The following is a 24,694-nucleotide window of genomic DNA, read 5'->3' as shown; positions in this document are numbered from 1 at the left end:
GCGCCCGGTTTGATCGCTGCTGGCGCGCGTGGCACCCTCACACTTCATCCCCGGACGGCTGGCCGTCCGAAGACCATGGAGTGATCATGCCCCGCACGTTCCTCGCCTTCGCGCTCGCCGCGAGCCTCACCACCGCCGCGCTGGCCGCGGTTCCTACTACCGAACAGGCGGGCCTTGCGCAGATACGCGAAAGCGACCTGCGTGCGGACATCACCTTTCTCGCTTCGGATGCGTTGCAAGGGCGACTCTCGCTGCAGCCGGGCGATGATGCGTCCGTGCAATGGATCGCTTCGGAATTTGCGAAGGCCGGATTGAAGCCCGCGGCCACCGATGCGCAGGGGCAACCCAGCTTCCTGCAGACCGTGCCGCTGATCGAATACCGGCCGGACGCGAAGGCCACGCTGCTCACGCTCAAGCGCGGCGGCAAGAACACCGAGTGGAAAGATCCGGAAGTGTCTGGTTCGTTCCCGACCGATCAGGACGTCTCGGCTCCGGTCGTGTTCGCCGGCTACGGCATCACCGCGCCGGAACTCGGCTATGACGACTACGCCGGCCTCGACGTGAAAGGCAAGGTGGTCGTGGTGTTCGACCACGAGCCGCAGGAGACCGATCCCAAGTCGATCTTCAACGGTACCGGCAACACGCGTTACGCCACCGGGTACGTGAAAGCGCTGAACGCGCAGGCGCATGGCGCGGTGGCGGTGCTGCTGGCGCCCGAACCCGCTCACAACCATCCCTCGCAACTGGAAGTGCGCAAGCGCATCGGGCATCAAGCCGAACACGCCGCCAACCCGATTCCCGCGCAGGCGCTTGCAGACAGCCCCGTGCATATCCCCAGCATGGTCATCTCCGCCGAGGTGGAAGAGGCGCTGCTGAGCACCAGTGGGAGCACGCCGAAGGCATTGCAGTCGGGCATCGATGCGGATCTCAAGCCGCGCTCGCAGGCGCTGCCCGATACCTCGATCAGCCTGCACCTGAAGAACAGTTCACGCCGCGAAGCCACCACGTGGAATGCCGTGGGCCTGCTCGAAGGCAGCGATCCGAAGCTGGCGCCCGAGACCATCATCATCAGCGCGCATCACGATCACGACGGCCAGGCCGGCGACAAGATCTGGCACGGTGCCGATGACAACGCGTCGGGCACGGTGGGTGTGGTGACGCTTGCGCGCGCATTTGCAGCGAACCCCACCAAACCGAAGCGCTCGATCCTGTTCGCGGTGTTCGCCGCGGAAGAACGCGGCCTGTTGGGCGCGTATTACCTCGCCGCGCATCCGCTGCGTCCACTCGACACCACGCGCGCGATGATCAACTTCGACATGATCGGCCGCGATGAAAAGCCCAGTCCGCAAACCGAAGGGCTGATCACTATTCCCGCCGATACCGGCAACCGCCTCAACCTGATCGGCGCGGCATACAGCCCGGATTATCAGAAGACCGTGGTCAAGGCGAACGGCGACGTGGGCCTGGTGCTGGACGATCGATTCGATCACGAGTACGCGCTGAACGTGTTCTTCCGCTCCGACCAGTTCCCGTTCGTGCTGCACAACGTGCCGGCCTTCTGGTGGTTCACCGGCTTCCATCCGGATTACCACCACCCGAGCGATACGGCCGAGAAGATCGACTATCCGAAGATGGCCAAGATCCTCAAGCTCGCCTACCTCAGCACGTGGCAGTTCGCCAACGAAGCCACGCCGCCGCGCTTCGTGTCGCATCCGGGCAGCCAGAACACGCCGTAAGCACACTGGGCCCTCGCACGAAAACACCCCGGCATGCCGGGGTGTTTTCGTTTACGGGGTGAACGACACGCGCTGCTGCGCGCGATCGATCAACGCCTTCTCGATGGCGGGCCAGCGGTCATGCGCGGTGCCGTGCTCGCCCAGTTGCGCGGCGGTGAAGCCGGTAGGCGCGAGATCCTCGCCGTAGATCACCATCAGCTCCTTGCGCTTCTCGGCATCGGGCAGATGCACGAGGCGCACATACATCGCGTTGGCCGGGCGGTGATAACCCTTGGCCGCGAGCAGGCGGCGCTGGTGGTCGCCATCGGAGTCCTTCTCGGCCGGTTGCTGCGCGTTCTGCACCCAGGTGTCGAGATAGAAATCCAGGCCGTTGATGGTGATGTGCCGCGAGCCCGAGTAATCGTGATGCATGTCAGGACGCTCGGGTACGTAAGCCTCGAACTGCACCCAGTACAGGCGCTGGATATGTTTGTCGGGCGTGGCATCCACGAAGACGTGCATCTCGCAATCGTCGAAGCCCAGCAGCATCCAGCGATCCGAACCCACGTACGTCGCCGTGGCCGGCAGATCGATGCGAATCTTCGGATCGTGCGTCGAAGTGACGGTCGTGCCGCGCACCGTACGCTCCGGTTCCGCCGCGTGTGCTGGCAGCACACAGGCCAGTGCCAGCGACAGCGTTGCCATGGTTTTCCACATGATTCACCTCATCGTTCCGTGTCGGGATCCAGCAGGACGTGCGATGACGGCATCGCCGCATCCCAGCATGAGGTTGTGTGGCAACAAGCGTGCCATAGACCGGATGGCGGGTACATGGCGTGGGGCGGGTATGGCAATCGATCAAAGCGCTGTCCGCGGACGCGCAGCGGACGTCCGTGCGTATGATCAGCCCTTGCCCGCGCTCGTTTGCTTGGCCAACTGTTCGCAGTTGTTGCCGTAGGTACGCAGATCCTTGCGCACCGCATCGAGCGGCATCCAGAAACCGTAGCGCACCGCGCCGCCGCGGTCGGCCAGCCACGCGGCCATCAGGTGGGCCGACAGCAGCTGGTTGAGCTGCGCCATGGGCAGCGGCTGGCTGACCACCACCGACTGCTCCACGGCCGATGCATTCACGCGGTCGCCGCTGTTGATGGGCTGGTCGTTGATCTCGAAGTACGAATGCGTGGCGCGTGCCACCATCTGGCGGGCGCGATCAGCGCCGATGGCGTAGTACGCGGTGATCGTGAGCCCATCGGGGCGACACTGCAGGGTGATGCGATGCTCGCCTTCGCGCGTCATCTGCGTGACCGAGATGGAAGCGACGCTGGTGATCGGGCTGTTGACCGCCGTGGGCAACAGGCGCCCGTTGTTCGAGAGACCGTTGGCCAGCATCTGATCGGCGTTGAGCCAGGTCACTTCACCGCCGGGCGTGGTGCCGAAGACCTGCGGGTTCACGCCCATATCATGGAGATAGGCGGCGACATCGGTAGCCGGCGTCACCGTGGTGGGCAGCGGCTGCGCACCGAAGCGATCGCTGCCGGTCGGCGCCCAGCGAAACAGGCCGCCCGCATAGGCGTACGCGCAGGCATTCACGCACTGCGACGACTTGGGCACCACGGGCTGGCGCGCGGTCTTGCGCGGCGAGCCAAGATGCGTGGTCATGTTGCCCGCGCGAAACAGGCGGCCCAGCGCGATGCCTGCCGCCACATCGCCACCGGGCGAGTTGAGATAGATGTCGCTGTTCGGCGGAATCTTGCGCGACTGGATCATCGACTGCACGCGCTGCGCGGCGCCGGCATCGATGGGGCCATACAGATACACCTGCGGCACCTTCGCCACCGAGATGGTCATGCGGTCATCGTTGACCTGCACGGCGAGCTGTTCGCTTCCGGCCGTTTGCGAGCTGTTGCGCGACGGGCTTTCGCCATGCGCCTGCCATGGGCTGACGCCGGCCAGCAACACGCTGGCCAGCAGGATCGATCGGCGAAACGGGAATCGGACGTGGCGCTGAGTGGAAACGGCTTGCACGCGTTGGATCCTGCAACAGAAGGCGGCAAGTGTGCGTCAAGCCGGATGTCCCGCGGGTGAAGAGGGTGTAAGGCGGTGTCCGTACGGCCCGGACAACCCGGACGTCCGGCCCGTTGTCCGCGGACGCTGGGACCAGTGTCCATCGTGTGCGCAAGTACCTGATATCGCGCGCGTCCACCGCGTAACGTGGCTTGGCATGCCGCTTGCTCTCAAGAGGTAACGGTCACGCACAGCGTGCGTGCTGTCCATGTTGCGTCCGCGGGAGCAGAGGGCTACGCGGATCGCCGAAAAGAACACCAGCCAGGAGAGCTGACTTGAATATCTTGCGTGCGTCCTTGTTCGTCACGTTGTTTCTCGCGATCGGCACGCCGGTCGATCGCGTTCGCGCCGACGATGCGCCGGCCAAGACGGCGGTGGCCACCACGCCGGACAAGTCGATGATCTCGCGCGACGAGGTTCGCCGCATCCTCGACAGCAATCGCATGATCCTCACGCCACAGGGCGTCGACGAGAAGATCAAGCTGCACATCAACGGCATCGACCAGTGGATTTCCGTGCGCGGCAAGGATCGCCGCAATCCCATCCTGCTGTTCCTGCACGGTGGCCCGGCCTCGCCGGCGATGCCCGAGGGTTACACCTTCCAGACGCCATGGGAGGATTACTTCACCGTCGTGCAGTGGGACCAGCGCGGCTCGGGCAAGACCTATCGCGCGAATACCGAAGCGGCGATGGCGCCGGGCATGACGGTGGACGGCATGACCGACGATGCGGCGCAGGTCGCCCAGTACCTGCGCGAACACTACAACAAGAAGAAGATCTTCCTGCTCGGCCATTCGTGGGGCACCGTGCTCGGCGTGCATCTCGCACAGCTGCATCCGGATTGGTTCTACGCGTACATCTCGGTGGGCCAGGTGGTGAACGGCAGGCGCAACGAGGCCATTGGCTATACCTACGCGCTGGGCCGCGCCAGGGCCGAGAACAACACCAAGGCCATCGCCGAACTGGAATCCATCGGGCCGTATCCGGGCGACACCAAGCTCACCATCGATCGCATCGGTGTGCGCGGCAAATGGGAGATGTACTACGGCGGCCTGGCCTGGCGCCGCAAGGATTTCCAGTTCGACGTGGATGCGGAAGAACTGTCACCCGATTACACGCGCGAAGACCTCGACGCCATCGACAAGGGCAGCCTGTTCTCGCTCCATCACCTGCTCGATCCGCTGCTCGACGTGAACTTCGACAACGTCACGCACTTCGCCTGTCCGGTGATCGTCTATGCGGGCGCGCATGACTACACCACGCCACACGAAACTGCCGAAAAGTGGTTCGGCGATCTGCAGGCGCCGTCCAAGCACTTGGTGATCTTCGCCGACTCGGCACACATGATCATGCAGGAACAGCCTGGCCGCTTCCTCGTGCACCTGGTGGACGATGCACTGCCGCTGGCGCAGAAGGTGGGTGATGCGGCGCCGGCGGAGGTGACGCGCGATCACTGAACGCAGCAACGAAAGAGGCATCGTGCGGAGTGCGCACGACGCCTCTTTCACCTGTGAGCCTGATCAGGTTCCAGCGTGCTTGGCCGCTTCCTCGATCAGCGCGGCCACTTCCTTCGGATGCGATTCGTACACGGAGTGGCTGGCGCCCTTGATCTCGATGGTGTGGCTGCCGGCGCGCTTGGCGTACATGCGTTCCAGGTCCGGGTTGATGATGCGGTCGGACGTGGCCACGGCGTACCAGCTCGGCTTGTCCTTCCATGCCGGATGGCCGGCCGGTGCGGCGAAAACGGAGGCTGCGGTCAGTTCCTGCGCATTCGCTTCGAACTGGGCCTGCTGCGGCGGCAGGTCGGCGGCGAAGTCGGCGGGGTAATGGGCCGGGTCGAGATAGAGGAAACCATCGGCCGTCTTCTTGATGTCGGTGGTCTGGCTGGTAGCGCTGGGGAACTTCTTGCCATTCGCCACTTCCGTTTCGCCCTGATCGAGCGCGTGGGCGGCGATGTAGACCAAGCCGACCACCTTCGGGTCGTTGCCGACATCGGTCACCAGCGCACCGCCGTAACTGTGGCCGACGAGAATGGTGGGACCATCCTGCATGTCCACGATGCGTTTCACTGCTGTCACATCGTCGCTGAATGATGTGAGCGGATGCTCGGCGACGGAGACGTGATAACCATCTTTCACGAGGATGTCATAGACCGGCTTCCAGCCATTGCCGTTGACCCATGCACCATGCACGAGGACGATGTTGTGCACCGGCTCGGCGGCCAGTACGGGAGCGGTGGCAACGACACCGAGCAGCAGGGCGGCGGCCAGCAGATTGCGATGGAAAGAGCGCTTGTTCACAAGGATGTCCTCTCGACGGGGAAGTGGGGTTGGCGCCAGGGCGTCATCGAATGCAGGGGGATTGCGAGGCTTCGGAGAGCCGGCGGCAATGACGACGTTTCCCCGATGGACAAAGCCTAGCCCAGACGAAGGCGGTGATTTATGAAGTTTCCAGCGACCATTGAGAGGCTTAGTCGATGAGACCGTTGCCCACCGAACTCCTGCGCAGTTTCGTCATGGTGGCGCAGACGGCCAGCTTCACGGCCGCATCCGAACACCTGTGCCTGTCACAATCGACCGTCAGCCAGCACATTCGCCGGCTGGAGGACCTGGTCGGCGTGCCTTTGTTCGAGCGCGACACGCGCAACGTGCGGCTGTCGCAGCAGGGCGATGCCTTGCATCGTTACGCCGTGCGCATTCTCGAACTGATGGACGAGGCGATGACCACCGTCTGCGGTCCGCCGTTGAACGGTACCGTGAGGCTTGGACTTCCCGAGGATTTCGCTTCCTCGCGACTCGCCGGTGCACTGGGAAGTTTCGTGCGGCGTAATCCCGATGTGGATCTCGTCATCCGTACGGGGTTGAGCGGCGACCTGTTTCGCGAACTCGACGAGAACAAGCACGATCTCGTCTTCGCCAAGCGCCTCAGCGGCAGCCAGCGCGGCTATGTGGTGAAGAGCGAACCGCTGTACTGGTGCGGCAGCGCGTCATCGTCGCTGCGTGGTGATGCACCGTTGCTTCCTTTGGCCGTCCATCCGGAACCGAGCATCACGCGTTCTCGCATCTTCGAGGCGCTGAAGACGGCCAACCGTTCCTATCGCGTCGTGGTGGTCAGCAGCAGCATCATGGTGATCCAGGCTGCAGTGATGGCTGGCTTGGGCGTGAGCGCCTTCACCGGCTATGCCATGCCCGAGGGCATCGTGCGCCTTGACGATGATCTGCCGCCGCTGGGCGTGCTCGACTACGTGATCGATCGGCAGGTGTCGATCTCGCAGGCCGCCCAGGCGCTGGAGCGCGTGCTGGCGGATGCGGCGAAGGAGTTTTGAGCAAGCCTTCGCCGCCGCTGTTCAATCGAGATGCCGGTGGAAGAATTCGTAGGTGCGGTTGTTCGCGAGTGCAGCGGCTTGCGCATCGTAGTGCGTGCCGGTGTGGCGGGCGAACGCGTGGCTGCAGCCGGGATAGCTGTAGATGGTCACGTTGTCCTTGTGCGCAAACGCAGCCTTGATCTGCGCTTGTGCGGGCTTGGAGATGAATTCGTCTTCCTCGCCCAGATGCATCATCAACGGCGCCTTGATGGCCGGCGCTTCGGCCAGATACTTCTCGGTACCGCCGCCGTAATACTCCACGCCCGCATCCACACCTGAGCGCGCGGCGGTGAGGAAGGTCATCAGGCCACCCAGGCAGTAGCCCATCACGCCGACCTTGCCGGTGCATCCTTCCAGGTTGCGCGCCGCGGCGACCACGGCAGCGACGTCACGCGCGCCGGCATCGAAATCGTAGGCTGCGTATAACGACAGGCCTTTTTTCCAGTCCGATTCCGACCATTCGTTCAAATCCAGTCCCGGCTCCATGCGCCAGAACAGGTCAGGGCACACGGCGATGAAGCCTTGTTCCGCCAGTTCGCGGCAGGATTGGCGAAGGTCGTTGTTGATGCCGAAGATTTCCTGCAGCACCACCACAGCGGGTGCAGGCGTTTTGTCGGGATAGTCGATGTAGAGGCGAAAGCTGCCCTCGTCGGTGGAAAGAGTGTGGTACTCGCCCATGGGATTCTCCGGGAGTGAGTCGCCCTGCCGATGCGGCAGGGCGACGTGGGCCTGGCCATCAGGCGATGGCGCGAACCCTGAAGGACTTCGTCGCACGCACGGCCAGCACGATGAAGACGATCAGCACGACCAGTTGCGTGGCACCGAACAGCTTCTGGCGAAGGTCTGGCGGCAGGCTGCTGAGTACCGACCACTTCGCGAAGATCTGCGCGACCAGCACGAACACCAGGAAGTACTCGCTGATGACGATGCCGATGGGGAACTGCGCGGTCCAGAAGCCGGAGCGGCCGATGGAACGGCGCGCCATGATGGTCCAGGCCAGCACGATCAACGCAATGATGCCCACGATGATGGCGGGCGTGACGCCATGAAACGGAAAGAAGAAACCCGTGACGGTGGTGATCACGGCTGTCCAGAGGAAGGTCGTGATCGCGCCCGAGCGATAGCGGCCGATCATCAGGTCGCGAATGGCCCAAAGGCCTGCAACGATCGCCACCAGACTGATCAAGGTGTGGAAAGCGGTGAGCCAACCCAGTGCGGTATTCATGCATGCGCTCCGTTGTAGTGTCGCGGGAACAAACGTGGGCGCGGCTCGCGCTGGGGCGATGCGTCGCGATGCCGGCCATAGGCTATTGCACTGTTGCTGTGCTGCGAGGTCCGGCGCCCCTTCGCCGGTGAACGGCGTTGTGGCCGCACCCATCTACTATGCGCCCGGTCTCGGCGCCGCCTCAACCGGCCATTGGTATATCCGTGGCGCCCGGCTGCTCGGCGGAACGCGCAAGCGCCCCGGGATGGTGGCCCTGGCACAGTCCCGCGGCCATGGACAGTTCTTGTAAAGCGCCGGGCGCAAAGGGCATATTGGCTGGGCAGCAGTTCGCCGTTGGGAGAAGTCATGCGGGTCCGCCTCGAAGATGTAGCGCGCGCGACGGGTGTCTCGCCAAAAACGGTTTCCCGCGTCCTCAACGAAGAATCCTCGGTGAAGGAATCCACCCGCCAGAAGGTGCTGGCGGCGATGGAATCGATGAATTACCGCCCCAGCCCCGCGGCACGCGGGCTGGCCGGCAGCCGCTCGTTCCTGGTTGCCATGCTTTATGACAACAACGACAACCCGGCCTCGACCTATCTGGCCGAGGTGCAGGACGGCGTGCTCGATGCGTGCGATGCGCACCGCTACAGCATGATGGCCTGCCCGCTGCGCATGCGCGGGCAGGATTTCATCCGCCGCGTGGATGCGCTGGTGTTCGATCACCACATCGAAGGCGTGATCATGACGCCGCCGCTCACCGACTACGCGCCGCTGCTGCAGCGTTTGAAGGAGCACGGCGTGCCGCATTCGAGCATTTCGCCGGTGCATCGCGAAGCGTCCATCGGCGTGTGCATGGACGAGCAACAGGCGGCGAAGGCGATGGTGATGCATCTGGTGGAGCTGGGCCATCGCCGCATCGCGCACATCGTGGGCATCGCCAACCACGGCGCCAGCCGCTGGCGCATGGCCGGCTACAAGGATGCGCTGGCAGCCGCCGGGTTGCCGTTCGATCCGCAATACGTGGTGCAGGGCGAATTCTCGTTCGGTTCGGGCGTGCTCGCTGCGCGCGAACTGTTTGCGCTGCCCGAGTTGCCCACTGCCATCTTCGCTGCCAACGACGACATGGCCGCCGGCGTGATGTGGGCAGCCAACGAGCGCGGGCTGAAAGTGCCGCGCGATCTCTCCGTCTGCGGCTTCGACGACACGCCGCTGGCCACGCAGCTGTGGCCGCCGCTGACCACGGTGCGCCAGCCCAGCCGTGACATGGGCAAGCTGGCGGCGCTGCAGCTGATGGAAGTGCTGCGCGGCCGTGGGCCTGGCCTGCTGGTGCAGGTGCCGTACGCGCTGCAGCTGCGCGAATCGACGGCGGCAGCGCCGTAAGTTCTCTAGAAACTTCATTTCTCGCCAACTCTTCCCGCCACGCCACCGTCATTCACGCGAAGGCGGGAATCCAGCGCCTTTCCGCGGCGCCCAAAAGGCACTGGATTCCCGCCTTCGCGGGAACGACGGGAAGGAGCGCCGGATGATGGGGCCAGCCCAGGCTGCTCAGAGCTCGCCGCAGTTCCCCGCTTAAATTCGGCCGAGTGTCTCTGCTTAAGCAATTGTTTTAATTGAAATCTTCGCAAGATCGTTGAGTTTGCGGCCCGGCTACCGGGCTTGTTGCATCGCGAATTGACAGCGCTGTCATTTCTGTCAGGCTCCGGACCGACTGGCTCCAAGGGGGAGCCATCCCCCCTGTCTGATGGAGAGAGCCGTGCGGGCTTCCGTTCGTCGTTTGCGTTGTGTTCCGACCGTTCTTGCCGTGGCTCTGGCGTGCACCGTGGGTGTGGCCTGCGCCGACGATGCGTCGACCGTGCACCCCGATAGCTGGCCGCGCGCCACCTGGCCGTTCCCCAAGGACGCAGTGCTGGAACAACGCGTCGCCGCGTTGATGGCGAAGATGACGGTGGAGGAAAAGGTGGGTCAGTTGATCCAGGCCGACATCCTCAGCGTGACGCCGGACGATGTGCGCAAGTATCGCCTCGGCGCCATCCTCGCCGGCGGCAATTCCAAGCCCAACGGACAACTCACCGCCACCGTGGCGCAATGGCAGGCGCTGTCCGATGCGTTCTATCGCGCGTCGATGGATACGAGCAGCGGCCATCAAGCGATCCCGCTGCTGTTCGGCATCGACGCCGTGCACGGCCACAACAACGCCGTCGGCGCCACGTTGTTCCCGCAGAATTCGGCGCTGGGCAGCGCGCACGATCCGGAACTGATCCGCCAGATCGGCGAAGCGACCGCGGCCGAAACGCGCGCCACTGGCATCAACTGGAGTTTCGCGCCCACGCTCGCTGTGCCGCAGGACGTGCGCTGGGGTCGTTCGTACGAAGGTTATTCGCAGGACCCGAAACTCGTGGCGCAATACGCCACTGCGATGGTGGAAGGCCTGCAGGGCAAGGTGGGCACGCCGCAGTTTCTCGATGGCGCGCACGTGCTCGCCTCCGCCAAGCATTTCATCGCCGATGGCGGCACCAAGAACGGCAAGGACCAGGGCGATGCGCAGGTCAGTGAAGCGACGCTGCGTGAAATCCACGCGGCGGGTTATCCGCCGGCCATCGATGCAGGCGTGCAGACCGTGATGGCGTCGTTCTCGAGCTGGAACGGCACCAAGATGTCCGGCAACAAGGCGCTGATCACCGACGTGCTCAAGCAGCGCATGGATTTCCAGGGCCTGGTGGTGGGCGACTGGAACTCGCACGGGCAAGTGCCGGGCTGCGCGAACGACGATTGCCCGGCGTCGTTCAACGCCGGCCTCGACATGCTGATGGCGCCGGACAGCTGGCGCGGCCTGTATGAGCACACGCTGGCCGAAGTGAAGTCGGGCGTGATTCCACAGGCGCGACTGGACGACGCGGTGGCGCGCATCCTGCGCGTGAAATTCCGCGCGGGGTTGTTCGACCAGGGCGCGCCGTCGACGCAGCCCATCGCGCAGAAGGCGGCCGATGTCGTCGGCAGTCCGGCCCATCGCGCCATCGCACGTCGTGCGGTGCGCGAATCGCTGGTGCTGTTGAAGAACAACGGCGGCGTGCTGCCGCTGGATCCGCGCAAGCACATCCTCATTGCCGGCGATGGCGCCGACAACATTTCGCGCCAGAGCGGCGGTTGGACGCTCAACTGGCAGGGCACGGGCTTGAAGAACGAGAACTTCCCCGGCGCGCAGTCCATCGGCGCCGGATTCGTGGAGCAGGTGAAAGCGGCAGGCGGCTCAGCCGAGATCGAAACGGACGGCCATTTCACTACCAAGCCGGACGTGGCCGTGGTGGTGTTCGGCGAAGATCCTTACGCGGAATTTCAGGGTGACATTCCCAACCTGCTGTTCCATCCGGGCGACGATCATGAACTGGAATTGATTCGCCGCCTGCGCGGCCAGGGCATTCCCGTGGTGGCCGTATTCCTCAGTGGTCGTCCGCTGTGGATGAATCGCGAGATCAATGCGGCCGATGCCTTCGTCGCCGCGTGGCTGCCAGGCAGCGAAGGTGGCGGCGTCGCGGACGTGCTGTTGCGCAAGCGCGACGGCAGCATCGGCAACGACGTGCATGGCAAGCTGGCCTATGCGTGGCCGAGCACGGCCGTGGTGGGACAGGGCAAGCCGCAGTTCGCGCTGGGCTACGGCCTCACGTATGCCGATCACGCGCAAGTGACCAAACTTTCTGAGACATCGGGCATCAGCGGCGAGCAGATTCCGGTGGGCAACTATCTCGATCGCGGCAAGGCCGTGCACGGCTACACGTTCACGCTGATCGGTGCGCGTGGCGCGTCCATCACGGGCGATGTGTCGCCGGCCACCACGACGGACGGCGCGTTGCACATGGCGGCGCTCGACTACAAGGCGCAGGAAGATGCACGCCGCTTCACCTGGGCTGCGGACAACGCGCAGCTCGCCATCCATGCACGCGCGCCGCTCGATCTCGATCGCGAAACCAACGGCGACGTGTTGTTGGTGACCACGCTGCGCGTCGATGCGCTGCCGACACAGGATGTGTGGGTGGGCATGGCATGCGGTGCGCATTGCCAGGGCCATGTGTCGCTGGGCAAGACGCTGGCGACGTTGCCGCGGGGACAGTGGACGCGCGTGGGTGTGCCGTTGAAATGCCTGCGCACCGCGGGCGCCGACATGCATCACATCGACCAGCCGTTTGCGTGGGGCGCCGGCAAAGGCACGGACATCGCCATCGCCCGCGTAGCCCTGGGAACGGATGTCGATCAGGTGGTCGAGTGCGCCAAGTGAGCGAAGCAGGACAACCGGCAGCCGGGCGCTCGCGCGGCCGGGTGAGGTTGGCCCCGGTGAGGTTCGAGAGAGGGGGCGCGTCAGCGATAACCAAGCCCCGGCGGCTGAACTGCCATTTGCCTTTGCATCAAAAACGGTGGTTCGGCTGGTCGCGTCACCAGGCAAAAGTGAGCTGCAGCAAGGGTTGCGAAGGCTTTTTGGACTTGCTGCCACGCGTCAAGCTTCTACCGGGCAACCGTTCTATGATCCACATGACAGCGCTGTCATCAACCTAAATGACAGCGCTGTCATCGGGGAAGCCAACAAACCAGTCGCCGTCGAGGGCGGTGACGAACAACAATCCGAATGAATTGAGGGGAAGCCAAATGAAGTTGCGCTATTCGGCGTTGTACATCGCCATGTCCCTGGTACTTGCGCCCGGCGCAGTGCTGGCGGCGGATCAGGATGCAGCGCCGCAGAGCGCGCCTTCGCAAAATGCCACGCCGCCTGCCGAGCGTAAGGTGAAGCAGCTCGACGCGATCGAGGTGAGTGCGACCAAGAGCGAGACGCTGCTGCAGAAGACGCCGGTGGCGGTGAGCGCGATCACGCCCGATACGCTCGACAAAGAGCGCGTGATGACTGTGCAGGATCTCACCAAGCTCGTGCCGGGCCTGCAGGGCACCAGCCAGGGCGACCACGGCGTGGTCACGCTGACCTTGCGCGGCATCGGCAACGACAGCGCGAAAACCGAATACGCCGATCCGGAAGTGGCCACCTTCGTCGATGGCGTGTATGCGCCGCGCGCCGAAGCGGCCTCCGGCCTGCTGCTGGACATGGATGGCGTCGAAGTACTGCGCGGCCCGCAGGGCACGCTGTGGGGTCGCAACTCCACCGCGGGCGCAATCAGCTTCCAGACGGCCAAACCCGATATCACCGCGGGCTTCTACGGCAATGCGCAGGTGGAAGCGGGCAACTTCAACCAGCTGGGTGCGCGCGCCGCGTTCAACCTGCCGATCAGCAGCACCTTCGCCATGCGCGTGGCCGTGGTGCACGAGCAGCACGATGGTTACGTCGATTACCAGAATCCGTCGAGCGAACTGCCCAGCGTGGCGCAGCAGCAGGCGGCGTACCTTGCCTCGCCCGCGTCGGGCGGCACGCTGACCAATTTCAAGCCGATCGATCCCAGCCAGTACGTGCAGGGCGGCAAGAAGTACAACTCGCAGGATCAGTCCGCCGCGCGCGTGAGCGCGTTGTGGCAGCCCAGCGATTCGTTCAAGTGGAACCTCTCCTACGAGTACTTCCTTGATCGCGGCACGCCGGACCTCAGCCTGATGCAGACGCCGCGTCAGGGCCAGGATTTCTGGTCCGCGCTGATCGACACGGCGCCGTACCTGGACCGCACGTCCAAGACGGTGCGCAGCCGCATGGACTGGAACATCAACGAGGGCATGGAGCTGAGCTATATCGCCGGCTACAACCGCTACTCGGGCAAGAGCGACTTCGACCAGGACGTGGGCGTCAGCGTGCCCACCAGCTTCACCACCAACGGCGTGTATCAGGACGACCGCACCAACTACTCCAACTACGAAAGCTGGAGCCAGGAAGTGGACCTGAAGTCCACCGGCCCGCAGACCGTGGACTGGATCGTGGGCGCGTACTACGGCTACGAAGACAACAACATCCGCTTCGACATCCCCATCATGAACGGCACCAAGTACGGTTCCGTGAACTGGCAGGGTTCCTTCATCCAGCCGAAGGAAACGGTGGAGTCGTATGCGCTGTTCGGCCAGGCCACGTGGCACATCAGCGATCACTGGCGCCTGACCGGTGGTGCGCGCTGGTCGCATGACGACAAGGAAAACAAGGGCGGCATCAACTGGGGTTGGAACTACGATCCCACCGTGCCGCAGCTGCCGATCTCGCCGGGCGTGTATCCGGATCCGTCCAACGGCTTCAGCATCTCGCAGCGAAACACCGCCAAGTACAGCAAGAGCAAGCCGACCTGGCTGGTGCGCGTGGATACGGACGTCGGCGCCAACGGCCTGCTGTACGCCAGCGTGTCCACCGGCTACAAGTCCGGCGGCACGCAGGACGCGGGCACGCTGTACAAGCCCGAGACGCTGACCAACTATGAAATCGGCAGCAAGTTCAGCTTCCTCGATGGCCGCATGACGTGGAACTCGGCCATCTATTACGAAGACTTCAAGAACTTCCAGCTGTCTGCGCCTATCGTCTATCCGGACGGCAACCACGGCCTGGGCTTCTCCAACGTGGGCGGCAGCACCAAGGTGTTCGGCATCGAATCGGAGCTGGCGTATCAGACCAAGGACGACCGCGCCAACCTGATCTTCTCGGCCATTCCGAAGAAGGAACTCGGCACGCTGGTCTACGCGGGCAGCAACGACTACCAGGGCCTGCCCGCGTGTCCGCCGGCGTCCAACCTAGCCAACTGCGCGAACGTCACCGGCAACGACTTGCCGCACGCGCCGAACGTCTCGCTCACCGCGATCTACGAGCATGACTTCCATCTCGGCAACGGTGGCCGCCTCACGCCGCGCATCAGCGCGCAGTACCAGAGTTCGCAGTGGCTGAGCTACTTCAACCTCGGCGAAGGCGACCAGCAGAAGGCGTACACGCGCGGCGATCTCTCGCTGCGCTACACCGAGCCGGGCGACAAGTGGTGGGTCAATGCGTACGTGCAGAACATCTCCGATGGAAAGATCCGCACCAGCGCCGGCCGCTTCCTGATGTCCGATGGCTCGCTGCAGTACGTGTCGCAGTACCTCGCGCCGCGCACCTACGGCCTGCAGTTCGGCGTCTGGTTCTGATGACGTAGGGCGGCCCCATGACGAACACGCCGCCCGTGGTTTGCCGTTCTTCAGGCGATGCTCCCGGGAGCATCGCCGCCTCTCCCCTTGAATGGCTTTTTTGCCGGGTCCGCGTGGGGCGGCCCGGCAGTTCTTTCTTACTATCGTCTGCGGTTGCATCGCCGCGACGCGCTGGCGATCCCGCCAGCCGGGAGACACCATGGCTCGTCTGAAGAAAGTGCTGATCGTGGGCGGCGGCACCGCCGGCTGGCTCGCTGCGTGCTACCTCGCCAAGGCGGTGAACGCCGTCGATCCGGATGGCGTGCAGGTGCACCTGGTGGAATCGCCGGACATCGGCCTGCTCGGCGTGGGCGAGGCGACGTTTCCCTCCATTCGCGGCACGCTCTCGGCCATCGGCCTGGACGAGCGACGTTTTCTCGTGGGCGCCACGGCGACCTACAAGCAAGGCATCCACTATCGCCATTGGGTGCGCCCGCCCGGTACGCCTGGTGCGGATCACTTCTTTCATCCGTTCAATGCACCGAGCCAGCGCCCTGGTGGCCCGGAGTTGTTGCCATACTGGCTGCTCGGCGCCGCGCCGGAAGGCATGCCGTTCGCCGATGCGGTGTCGATGCAGACCACGCTGGTCGATCACTCGCGCGGACCCAAGCGTTTCAAGGACCCCGATTACCAGGGGCCGATGAACCACGCTTTCCATTTCGATGCCGCGTGCTTTGCGCGCGTGCTCGCCGAACACGGCCAGGAAACGCTGGGCGTGAAACGCCACATCGCCACGGTGGAGCGCACGGAGCTCGATGAGCACGGCGCCATCGCCCGCGTGGTGACGAAGGAGCTCGGTGATCTCACGGCGGATCTCTACGTCGACTGCACCGGCCTCAAGGGCATGCTGATCGGCAACGTGATGCAATCGCCGTTCCGCAGTCGCGCCGACGTGCTGTTCGCGGATCGCGCCGTGGCCATCCAGGTGCCATACGAAAAGCCCGATTCACCGATTCCTTCGTACACCATTTCCACCGCGCAGGAAGCCGGCTGGATCTGGGATATCGGCTTGCAGAAGCGTCGCGGCGCGGGCTACGTGTATTCCTCGCGACACACCGACGTCGAGCGCGCCGAAGCGGTATTCCGCAAGTATCTCGGCCCGGCTGCCGACGACCTCAAGGCGTTCCACATCAAGTTCGAAACCGGTTATCGCCCGGAACACTGGCGCAAGAACTGCGTGGCAGTCGGCCTGGCCGGCGGTTTCGTGGAGCCGCTGGAATCCACCGGCATCGCGCTGATCGAGCTGGCGACCTATCTGCTCACGCACCTGTTGCCAAGCGACACGGACGCGATGGAACTGGCGGCGCGCCACTTCAACGAGATGATGATCGCGCGCTATGACCGCATCATCGACTTTATCAAGATGCACTACTGCCTCAGCCAGCGGCGCGATTCCCAGTTCTGGATCGACAACACCGATTCGGCCAGCATCCCGCGGACGCTGCAGGACAAGCTGGCGCAATGGAAGCAGCGACCGCCGCATCGCCTGGACTTCGTCAGCGACCTGGAGATGTTCCTCGTCTCCAGCTGGCAATACGTGCTCTACGGCATGGAGTTCAAGACAGACTTGTCGGCCATGCGCAGCGCCTACCCGCGCGTGGACGAAGCGCGACAGGAATTCCGCAACATCCAGCTCGCCGCGTCGCAGGCGCTGCACGATCTGCCCGACCACCGCGCGCTGGTGGAGCAGATGTGCCGCGAGTATCGCGAGCGTGCGGGGCTCGAGGGCGCGGTCGCGTAGTAGCGGAGCGACCGCGGTTCAATGCAAGCACGCCAGCGCCGCAGCAGGGCGCTGGCGTGCACTGGCTCATCGCCCGTAGTGAACGTCGCCGATGGCGTGGTCCACGGCCGCTTCGGCCTGATCCACGTGCATCAAGGCGCGATGCTTCAGCTCGCGCGACTGCGGGTCATCTTCTTCGCGATCAATGTCGTTGTGCACCTTGGCCAGCAGCTGCGCGGCCTGGTGCAGGCGTCCCGGCTGATCCATGCCCGTATCCACGGGCGGATGATCATCGAGATTCTTGCCGTCGTCATACGCAGCGTGTTTGATCTCGCCGATCGCGCGATCAATTTCCGAGATGGCGATATCTTCCTGGCTGCTCACCGCAGCATCGCCCGGGCGATGCGAGAGCATCCAGCGCGCCGCGCGCAAATCGGACAGCGCGTGCAGGTAAGCCGGGTGGCGACCCGGCATATCGGCGTGGGCAGCCAACGGCAACAACACGGCCAGACTGGTCGTCAACATCATGCGCTTGTACAGCAATTTCATGCGGCCCTCTTGGGTTGGAAAGTGGCCGCATTATTCGGTGATGCCGCTTGCGCAGGCCTTGCTTGAAGAACCTGCGTTTAGCCAGCGGTTGGCGATGCGCGAGACGTGCTCAGGGCAGCGTGGCGACGCCGGCCGTGCCGAACGTGCGGATGGTTTCGTCGATGGCGAAATCCACGGCATTGATTGACGCGTCACCGCGATAACGATCCCAATCCCGCTCCATCGCGCGCAGTAGCACGCGCCGCGGCGTGTCGCCGCTGTCGTTGGGTGAATGATCGGCGCCGCTCCCATAGGTTGCGGGAAGCTTCGCTTGCATGAGCAGGCACAGCGCCTCCTCGATGTCGTAGGACGTACCGCCGTGCGCATAGATCAGGCTGATCGCTTGCGCAGCCTTCGCGCGCTTCTTCCAATCGTCGGCGTGGCCACTCAGCATCATGTGCGTGCCGTCGTAGCCCACCACCGCGGGCAAACTCGCATCCTTCATGGTGGCAAACATGATGGGAGGATTCTGCATATTTCCACCGAGCGGGCCGAGCGCGATCACCGCGACCTTCACGGCGGAATAGGGAAAGCGCAGGCGCGTGAGGCCTTCCAACCGCTCGACGTTGTGTGCCTTCGCCTCTTGGGCCTTCCAGGCGGCAATGGTCTCCTGCTCCTTGGGTTCCACCTCTCGCTTCCAGTACGCCATGAACGCGGGGAAGTGCGACTCGCCCTGCTTGAGTGCGGCGACCAGGGCGGTGCTGTTGTCGTAGGTGTAGGCAAGCCGGTACAGGTCGGCATAGCTGCGGATGTCCGACACCATCGCGTACCCGGGGAGGAAGCCGCCGGTGTTTAGCTCTTTGACGTCGCCCAGCGGCACGGACGCGCGCAAGTCAGGGAAGTTCGCATTGTCACGATGCAACAGATAGAACAGAAAGTCCGCATAGGGCGAAGCGACGAAATCCAGCGTCGGAGTCATCCGGGGCGCATCGGTCGCTGGCGTCGCCTGGACGGCGCCCGCGATCAGCATCAGAACGACGGCGAGAAAACCAAGCGTGTTGCCAGCTTTGCGTGCGCGCATGTCAGTCCCTCATTGGCGTGGCAGTACGACAACCCCTGGAGCCAGGCACATCCATCCGACCGGATTCGTTCGATCCGGTCAGAGTCGCGAATACCAGAGGCATCGCGTCCATCCTTCTGAGTTCAGGCGACGCAACAAAGGGGGACGTCGTCGCCAGATGGCTGCATCAAACCCCAGTCGTTCGCGGGTGACAAGGGGGCGATATCGGCCACGCATTACGCGCTGTGCGCGGACGCGTGGCGAACCGCTGCGCCGGCATCACACGTATCGATCGGCCAACGCATCGGTGGCGTTCACCAGCACGTCCACGATTGCCGGATCAGCCGCGCTGTGTCCTGCGAGCACGATATGAAACGCTGCTTCGGGCCACGCCGTGGCCAGATCGTGCGCGCTCTTCACCGGACAGATGATGTCGTAGCGGCCGTGCACGATGGTGGTTGGAATGTGGCGCACGCGATCGACATCGCGCAGCAGCTGGTCCGGTTCGAGGAACACCTTGTGACGAAAATAGTGTGCTTCCGCACGCGACACGCTGACGGCGACATGCGGCTCGCCCTGCGTGCTCGGCTCGTCGGGGTCGTGCAGCAGCGTGGTGCTGCCGCCTTCCCAGTCGCCCCAGGCCATGGCGGCGGCGACGCGCACGGTTTCGTCGTCGCTGTCCAGGCGACGCCAGTAGGCTTCCACCATGTTGTCGCGTTCGTTCTCGGGAATATGAGCGACGTAGCGTTCCCAGCGCTCCGGAAAGATCCAGCGCGCGCCGCCATCGAGTTCGTTGAACCAGCGCAGCTCGCCCGGACGACCGAGGAAGATGCCGCGCAACACCATCCCCAGCACGCGTTCCGGATGCTTCTGCGCATAAGCAAGCGCCAGCGTCGAGCCCCACGATCCACCGAACACCACCCAGCGTTCGATGCCGAAGTGCTCGCGGATCGCTTCGATATCGCTCACCAGATGCCAGGTGGTGTTGTCACGCAACTCCGCATGCGGCGTCGACTTGCCTGCGCCGCGCTGATCGAACAGCACGATGCGATAACGCGCGGGATCGAAGAAGCGGCGGTGATACGGCGACACGCCCGCACCCGGCCCGCCGTGCAGGAATATCACCGGCAGGCCATTCGGATTGCCGCATTCCTCGATGTGCAGCTCGTGGATGTCGTCCACGCGCAGCCGCTGGGTGCGATAGGGCTCGATCTCGGGGTATAGCTCGCGCATGCTCGTGTCTCCTGGCGATGCGGCGAGCATAGCGAGAGCGAAGGCCAACGGAACAGCGCCCTCGTGAAACGTTTTCCACAAGGGCGTTTGCCAGCTGTTCTTCAGGACGTGGGACGACAGCCTGCGCTGCAGGCCAGGTAGGCCGCGCCATGGGGATAGTCGATGGTCATGCGGAAGTGCCGGTACACGTTCGCGCCAAGTGCGCCAGCGACAGGACCGTCCATCATGTTGAGCCAGTTGCCTGGCCGTGCAGTGAAATTGGCGTCCGGCCGCTCGGTGAACCACACCGGCCCCACGTCCCATCCGGCGACCACGAGATGCGGCACTTCGATAAGGCGTGCGCCTTTGCCAGGGCCACGCGAGCCCAGATCGTCACCGTCGTTCACCACGCGCCAGGCCGGGTGCTGGCCATGCCAGCGTTCGAGCTGGCTGGTCGTGATGTACGACGTGACGCCGAAGCCACTCGCCGTCACCTCCGTGCCGGCGATCTTGCCGGCTTCAGTGGGATGCGCGGTGGCGCCTGTATCGAGCAGCAGATCCAGTGGCTTGCCATCGACCTGCACGCTGATGCGCGCAAAGCCGCTCCGTGGCGTGCCTTTGGAGTTGCGCAGCATGCCGAGCGTGGCGCGATGCATATCCGCACTCGATCGCCAGTCGCTCGCTTCCCGCCACAGCTTTTGCGCCGGATAGTCGAACGTCCAAATCTGGCCGGGCAGATAGCCCGAACCAAGCAGACCGTCCATCGAATCGGCCGGTTCTTCGCTGGTGATGACCGCAGGCGCATGGCAAGGCGTAGCGCTGCGAGTGGGCAGCCCCTGGCCTTCGCGATAGTCGAGCGTCGTGACGACTTCAAGAGACTCGTCATCCACCGTGCAAGGCCTGGATGTCAGCGCAGCACGCGTGACGCCCGCCTTGAACATCACGAACCAGCCACCGCTACCGCCGCCACCGGTATCGACCAGCAATCGCAGCACATGCCCATTGGCGAGCGTAGGCGTCGCATAGAAATGCCCCGCCTCATACGTCGCAGGCACTTCCACTCGCTGCTGTGCGTTGGCCGTTGCGCTTGCAACGGCCAACATCACACCGAAAGAAACTGCGTGCTTCGCCATGCCACATCCTTGTGCAATGAATGGATGGCTGGATCGTAGCGGATCAGAGCTTGTAGTTGAGACCGAACATCACCGTGCGTCCCCAGGTGTTGTAGTCGAGCGGACGGCCGACTTCCACGCCGTTCGGCAGTCCGGAGATCTGCGCGGTCTTGTACGCCGAGTTGGTGAGGTTGTAGACCTGCAGCAACACCGACAAACCGTTCCAGTTGCCCTGGGTGAAGTTGTAGCCGGCCTGGAAATCCGTCTGCTTGTCGGCCAGTATCTTCTGATAGCCCAACTGGTCGAACAGCGCGATGGCTTCGCCGGTGAACGACGAGCGATAGCGTTCGGAAATGCGGAACGACCAGCCGTACTTCTCATAGTAGAACGCCAGGTTTGCCACCTTGCGCGAGAGGCCCGGCAGGGTGGAAGGCGCGCCGGGAATCGAGCTCACCGAACTCACCGGCACGGTGCTGTTGGTCAGCGAGAAATTCGCCTGCATGCCGAAGCCGTCGAGCGGACGGGCGATCAGTGCGCCTTCGAGCGCACCGGACAATTCCAGGCCTTCCATGCGGCCGCCGGTGCCGTTTTCCGGCGTGGTGAACGAGCCGATGTTGCTGGTTGGTACCAGCGTGGGATCGTTGTTGACGTACTTGGAGAAGTCGTAGTCGAGCACGGTCTGGTTGTAGATGTAGTTCAACAGGTTCTTGTTGAACACCGCCACGGCCACATAGCTGGACTTGCCGAAATACTTCTCCCACGACAGGTCGGTGCCCACCGCCACATAGGGCTTGAGCTCGGGATTGCCGCCGCTGCCGGTCCACAGCACCTGGCCGGCCGCGGGGCCGTCGGTGACCTGGTACACGCCGGCGGAGGTGGCGACTTTTTCATCGTCGATACGTCCGCGCGTCATGGTCTTGGCGAAACCGAAACGCAGGTATTGCTGGTCGGCGATTTCGGCCGCCAGATTCAGGCTGGGCAGCACATTGTTGTACGTGGTGCCGCCGCTGATGTTGCCCACCAGCGTGTTGCCGTTGGTCTGCAGCGCGGTGGACGATTGGTCGGTGTGCACGAACTGCACGCCCACGTTGCCGCGCAGCGGCACGCTGCCCAGCATGGTGTCGATGTTGAACTTCACGTACGCCACCGGCACTTTTTCCTCGACGCTGTAATTGCGCGCCCAGTCGCCCTGGCCGTTGCCATCGGTGAGATAGAACTGGTTGTTCAACGCCGCCAGCACGTTGTAGTTGAGGATGGGCCCGATGCCGCCGTAGTTGATCGAGGTGGGGCCGTACAGATAGCCCGGATTCACCGGCGCGGCATAACCCGGCTGATAGGTGCTGCCAGTGGAGCCGTTGCCGTTGAGCCACGCGAATTGGACGTCCGCCGACTTGGTCTTCTTGCGGTCGGAGTAGTTCACGCCCACGTCAACGGTGCTGAAGATCCAGCCCACCGGATGCGAGACTTGCAAGCGAATGGCCTTGATCCTGTCGTTCTGGTGATCGAACTCCTGGCGGCCGTTGTAACCGTAACCATCGGGGTCGGTGAACTGGATGCCCGAGGGATCGGCCAGGTTCACGCCGGCGTTGAAGTCCGGGAACCCATAGTTGAGCGGCGTGGCGAACTGCACCGTGGTGGTGCCCTGGTCGGGAATGCCGGCGAACAGGTAGGCGTCGTGCAGATCCTTCTTGGCGCTGGAATAGGACAGGTCCGCCACACCCTGCCAACCGCCGCCGAATTCGAACTGGTTGTTCCAGCCCACCGAGAACAGCTTGTCGTGTTCCTTGGTGTATTCGTTCTGCAGGATGGGACGGATGCCGTCCATGGTGCCGGTGGTGACCACCGGATACGGCTGCGACGGCACCACGCCCACGTTGCTGTAGACGGCAGGGCCGGCGTTGTCGTACGGGCCGCTGGCCCACTGCACGCCGTTGGTGGTCTTCTTCTCGTTGAAGGTGGAGTAGTAGGTGTCCAGCGTGCCGTGGTACCAGTCGTTCGGCGCCCATTCGAGCACGGCCATCAGGCCGTTGCGCAACTGGTTCTCCGACTGCGCGCGCAGCTGCATGCCTTCCTGCGAGAGCACGCCGTCGGGCAGGCCTGGCGAATGCGGTCCGCCCCACGCATCTTCAATGCTGCCCGGACCGTTGTTGAGGCTCCACCACCACGCCTGGTACTGCTTCTCCTGGATCGGCGAATCGAGTTGCGCAAAACCGATGGCCAGGCCCAGCGTGTGATCGAGGAACTGGTCGACGTACGAAAAACTCGCGCGATGGCCCAGGTCGCCCACGCCCGAGCCCGGATTGTTCTTGCCGTTGGTGGTGTACTCGCCGCGCAGGTTGGCCACGATGGTGCGCGTGGAAAGATCCAGCGGCTTGAGCGTGTGCAGGTCCACCGTGCCAGACAGGCCTTGGCCGATCAGGCTCGCGTCGGGCGTCTTGTATACCGCCGCGCCGCTGATGAGTTCGGCCGGATACTGGTCGTATTCCACGCCGCGGTTTTCGCCGATGGTGGCCTGTTCGCGACCGTTGAGCGTGGTGCCGGCAAAATCGGGCGCCAGGCCGCGAATGGAAATCTGGTTCGCGCGGCCATCCACGCGTTGCGTGGCCAGGCCGGGCAGGCGCGCCAGGCTTTCGGCGATGCTCGCATCGGGCAGCTTGCCGATGTCTTCGGCGGAGATGGCCTCGATGATGTTGTCCGAATTCATCTTGGCCTTGATCGAATTCTCGATGCTGCCCGCGATGCCGGTGACGGTGATGGCGTCGAGCGTGGCGGCGCGATCCTCCGATTTCGGCAACGGGTTCTGCTCGGACTTCGCCGGCTTCTTCGCTGGCGTGGCCTGCGGCGTGGACGATGTGTCTTGCGCCTGCTGTGCGCGAGCCGGCTGCGCACTCGCCAGGGCGAGCAGCGCCGTGGCGCAGGCGATGGCGAGCGGGCGCTTGGCCCCGTTGATGCGTGTAATGAGAACCTGCGAGCGGCGACCGTTCATGCCCTTCCCCATGTGTCGTTATTGGAATGGCTGTGCTCCCCAGCACAGCAGGCGGAAACGCACCTCGCCTGACCGGCAAATTCTTGCGGTCACGCGATTGGGCGGTAGGTTTCTGCGTGGGGCGGGAGCATGAGCGAGAGAAATTGCTGCGTCATCATGCGACGCAGCAAGCTCGGTCATGTTGCTGAAGGAGGGCGCGCCTCTCGTTCAGCGTGTTGGACAAAGCGTGATCACTTTCCCGGCGAGGACGTGCACCCGGCGATGATGGGCGCGGCGTTCGGGTCGGCCATCAAGTCGTAGAGATCGCCGTGGTTGCCCTTGGTCCACCACGCGTAGTGGCCGGCGACGTACTTCACGCCGGACCCGGCCAGCGTGTCGACGAACAACATCGCCTTGTCCTTCACCAGCAGCAGGGCAAAGCTCTGTCCGCCCTGCGTGTTGTAGTAGGTGACCTTCAGCGACTTGCCGCCCTGGCACTGGTAGTTGCGCACCAGCGTGGCATCGATCGGAACCTCAGGCACGTTCAGCGCGTCGGCCATGGCGACCGTCGCGGCCAGCGATGCCATCGCTCCCATGGCCGCGCGCGCGGCATGACGATGCAGTGTGTTCATGG

At 64.0% G+C, this 24,694-nt stretch carries 18 protein-coding genes; 7 read left to right on the top strand and 11 right to left on the bottom strand.

What is annotated here, in order from left to right:
- Positions 1-86 precede the first annotated feature (86 nt).
- The gene (locus ABIC75_RS16395) at positions 87-1,736 is read left to right on the top strand and encodes a M20/M25/M40 family metallo-hydrolase (RefSeq protein ID WP_354014964.1); all 1,650 of its coding nucleotides are present in this window, start codon (positions 87-89) and stop codon (positions 1,734-1,736) included.
- 51 nt (positions 1,737-1,787) lie between these two features.
- On the opposite strand, the gene ABIC75_RS16390 is transcribed toward ABIC75_RS16395, so the two are convergent.
- Both ABIC75_RS16390 and ABIC75_RS16385 read right to left on the bottom strand, forming a co-directional pair.
- The gene (locus tag ABIC75_RS16390; protein ID WP_354014963.1) at positions 1,788-2,432 is read right to left on the bottom strand and encodes a hypothetical protein; all 645 of its coding nucleotides are present in this window, start codon (positions 2,430-2,432) and stop codon (positions 1,788-1,790) included.
- Positions 2,433-2,618: 186 nt separating this feature from the next.
- Entirely contained in the window at positions 2,619-3,740 is a 1,122-nt protein-coding gene (locus ABIC75_RS16385) for a hypothetical protein (protein ID WP_354014962.1), read from the bottom strand.
- A gap of 314 nt (positions 3,741-4,054) precedes the next feature.
- On the opposite strand from ABIC75_RS16385, the gene ABIC75_RS16380 reads away from it, so the two are divergent.
- On the top strand, positions 4,055-5,236 hold the full coding sequence (locus tag ABIC75_RS16380; protein WP_354014961.1) for an alpha/beta fold hydrolase: 1,182 nt from the start codon (positions 4,055-4,057) through the stop codon (positions 5,234-5,236).
- 63 nt (positions 5,237-5,299) lie between these two features.
- On the opposite strand, the gene ABIC75_RS16375 is transcribed toward ABIC75_RS16380, so the two are convergent.
- Entirely contained in the window at positions 5,300-6,079 is a 780-nt protein-coding gene (locus tag ABIC75_RS16375) for an alpha/beta hydrolase (RefSeq protein WP_354014960.1), read from the bottom strand.
- A gap of 176 nt (positions 6,080-6,255) precedes the next feature.
- Between ABIC75_RS16375 and ABIC75_RS16370 the strand changes: the two genes are divergently transcribed.
- On the top strand, positions 6,256-7,104 hold the full coding sequence (locus tag ABIC75_RS16370) for a LysR family transcriptional regulator (protein WP_354014959.1): 849 nt from the start codon (positions 6,256-6,258) through the stop codon (positions 7,102-7,104).
- Positions 7,105-7,125: 21 nt separating this feature from the next.
- On the opposite strand, the gene ABIC75_RS16365 is transcribed toward ABIC75_RS16370, so the two are convergent.
- Entirely contained in the window at positions 7,126-7,821 is a 696-nt protein-coding gene (locus ABIC75_RS16365; protein ID WP_354014958.1) for a dienelactone hydrolase family protein, read from the bottom strand.
- A 58-nt stretch (positions 7,822-7,879) separates the two neighbouring features.
- Positions 7,880-8,368 carry a hypothetical protein gene (locus ABIC75_RS16360; protein ID WP_354014957.1) on the bottom strand — a complete coding sequence of 163 codons (489 nt, stop codon included), beginning with the start codon at positions 8,366-8,368 and terminating at the stop codon, positions 7,880-7,882.
- 345 nt (positions 8,369-8,713) lie between these two features.
- Between ABIC75_RS16360 and ABIC75_RS16355 the strand changes: the two genes are divergently transcribed.
- From ABIC75_RS16355 to ABIC75_RS16340, 4 genes are all read left to right on the top strand, one after another.
- A complete protein-coding gene (locus ABIC75_RS16355) occupies positions 8,714-9,727 on the top strand; it encodes a LacI family DNA-binding transcriptional regulator (RefSeq protein ID WP_354014956.1) in 1,014 nt (337 codons plus the stop codon).
- A gap of 361 nt (positions 9,728-10,088) precedes the next feature.
- Positions 10,089-12,617, top strand: coding sequence for a glycoside hydrolase family 3 N-terminal domain-containing protein (locus tag ABIC75_RS16350; RefSeq protein ID WP_436407936.1), 2,529 nt, complete (start codon positions 10,089-10,091; stop codon positions 12,615-12,617).
- A gap of 365 nt (positions 12,618-12,982) precedes the next feature.
- Entirely contained in the window at positions 12,983-15,424 is a 2,442-nt protein-coding gene (locus ABIC75_RS16345) for a TonB-dependent receptor (protein ID WP_354014954.1), read from the top strand.
- A 199-nt stretch (positions 15,425-15,623) separates the two neighbouring features.
- The gene (locus tag ABIC75_RS16340) at positions 15,624-17,204 is read left to right on the top strand and encodes a tryptophan halogenase family protein (RefSeq protein WP_354014953.1); all 1,581 of its coding nucleotides are present in this window, start codon (positions 15,624-15,626) and stop codon (positions 17,202-17,204) included.
- Between the two features lie 66 nt (positions 17,205-17,270).
- Here ABIC75_RS16340 and ABIC75_RS16335 read toward each other — a convergent pair whose 3' ends face one another.
- The 6 genes from ABIC75_RS16335 to ABIC75_RS16310 form a co-directional block, all read right to left on the bottom strand.
- On the bottom strand, positions 17,271-17,732 hold the full coding sequence (locus tag ABIC75_RS16335) for a hypothetical protein (protein WP_354014952.1): 462 nt from the start codon (positions 17,730-17,732) through the stop codon (positions 17,271-17,273).
- A gap of 109 nt (positions 17,733-17,841) precedes the next feature.
- Entirely contained in the window at positions 17,842-18,792 is a 951-nt protein-coding gene (locus ABIC75_RS16330; RefSeq protein ID WP_354014951.1) for a hypothetical protein, read from the bottom strand.
- Between the two features lie 258 nt (positions 18,793-19,050).
- Positions 19,051-20,004: a prolyl aminopeptidase gene (gene pip / locus ABIC75_RS16325; protein WP_354014950.1), complete on the bottom strand. Its 954-nt coding sequence runs from the start codon at positions 20,002-20,004 to the stop codon at positions 19,051-19,053.
- A 101-nt stretch (positions 20,005-20,105) separates the two neighbouring features.
- Positions 20,106-21,116 carry a hypothetical protein gene (locus ABIC75_RS16320; RefSeq protein ID WP_354014949.1) on the bottom strand — a complete coding sequence of 337 codons (1,011 nt, stop codon included), beginning with the start codon at positions 21,114-21,116 and terminating at the stop codon, positions 20,106-20,108.
- A 43-nt stretch (positions 21,117-21,159) separates the two neighbouring features.
- On the bottom strand, positions 21,160-24,081 hold the full coding sequence (locus ABIC75_RS16315; RefSeq protein WP_354014948.1) for a TonB-dependent receptor: 2,922 nt from the start codon (positions 24,079-24,081) through the stop codon (positions 21,160-21,162).
- Between the two features lie 230 nt (positions 24,082-24,311).
- Positions 24,312-24,692, bottom strand: coding sequence for an MliC family protein (locus tag ABIC75_RS16310; RefSeq protein WP_354014947.1), 381 nt, complete (start codon positions 24,690-24,692; stop codon positions 24,312-24,314).
- Between the last annotated feature and the right edge of the window lie 2 nt (positions 24,693-24,694).

This window comes from Dyella japonica (genome assembly GCF_040545895.1).
Taxonomy (GTDB): Bacteria; Pseudomonadota; Gammaproteobacteria; order Xanthomonadales; family Rhodanobacteraceae; genus Dyella; species Dyella japonica_D.
Note: the sequence above shows the minus strand (reverse complement) of the source record. Positions and strands in the feature narration are given on the sequence as shown.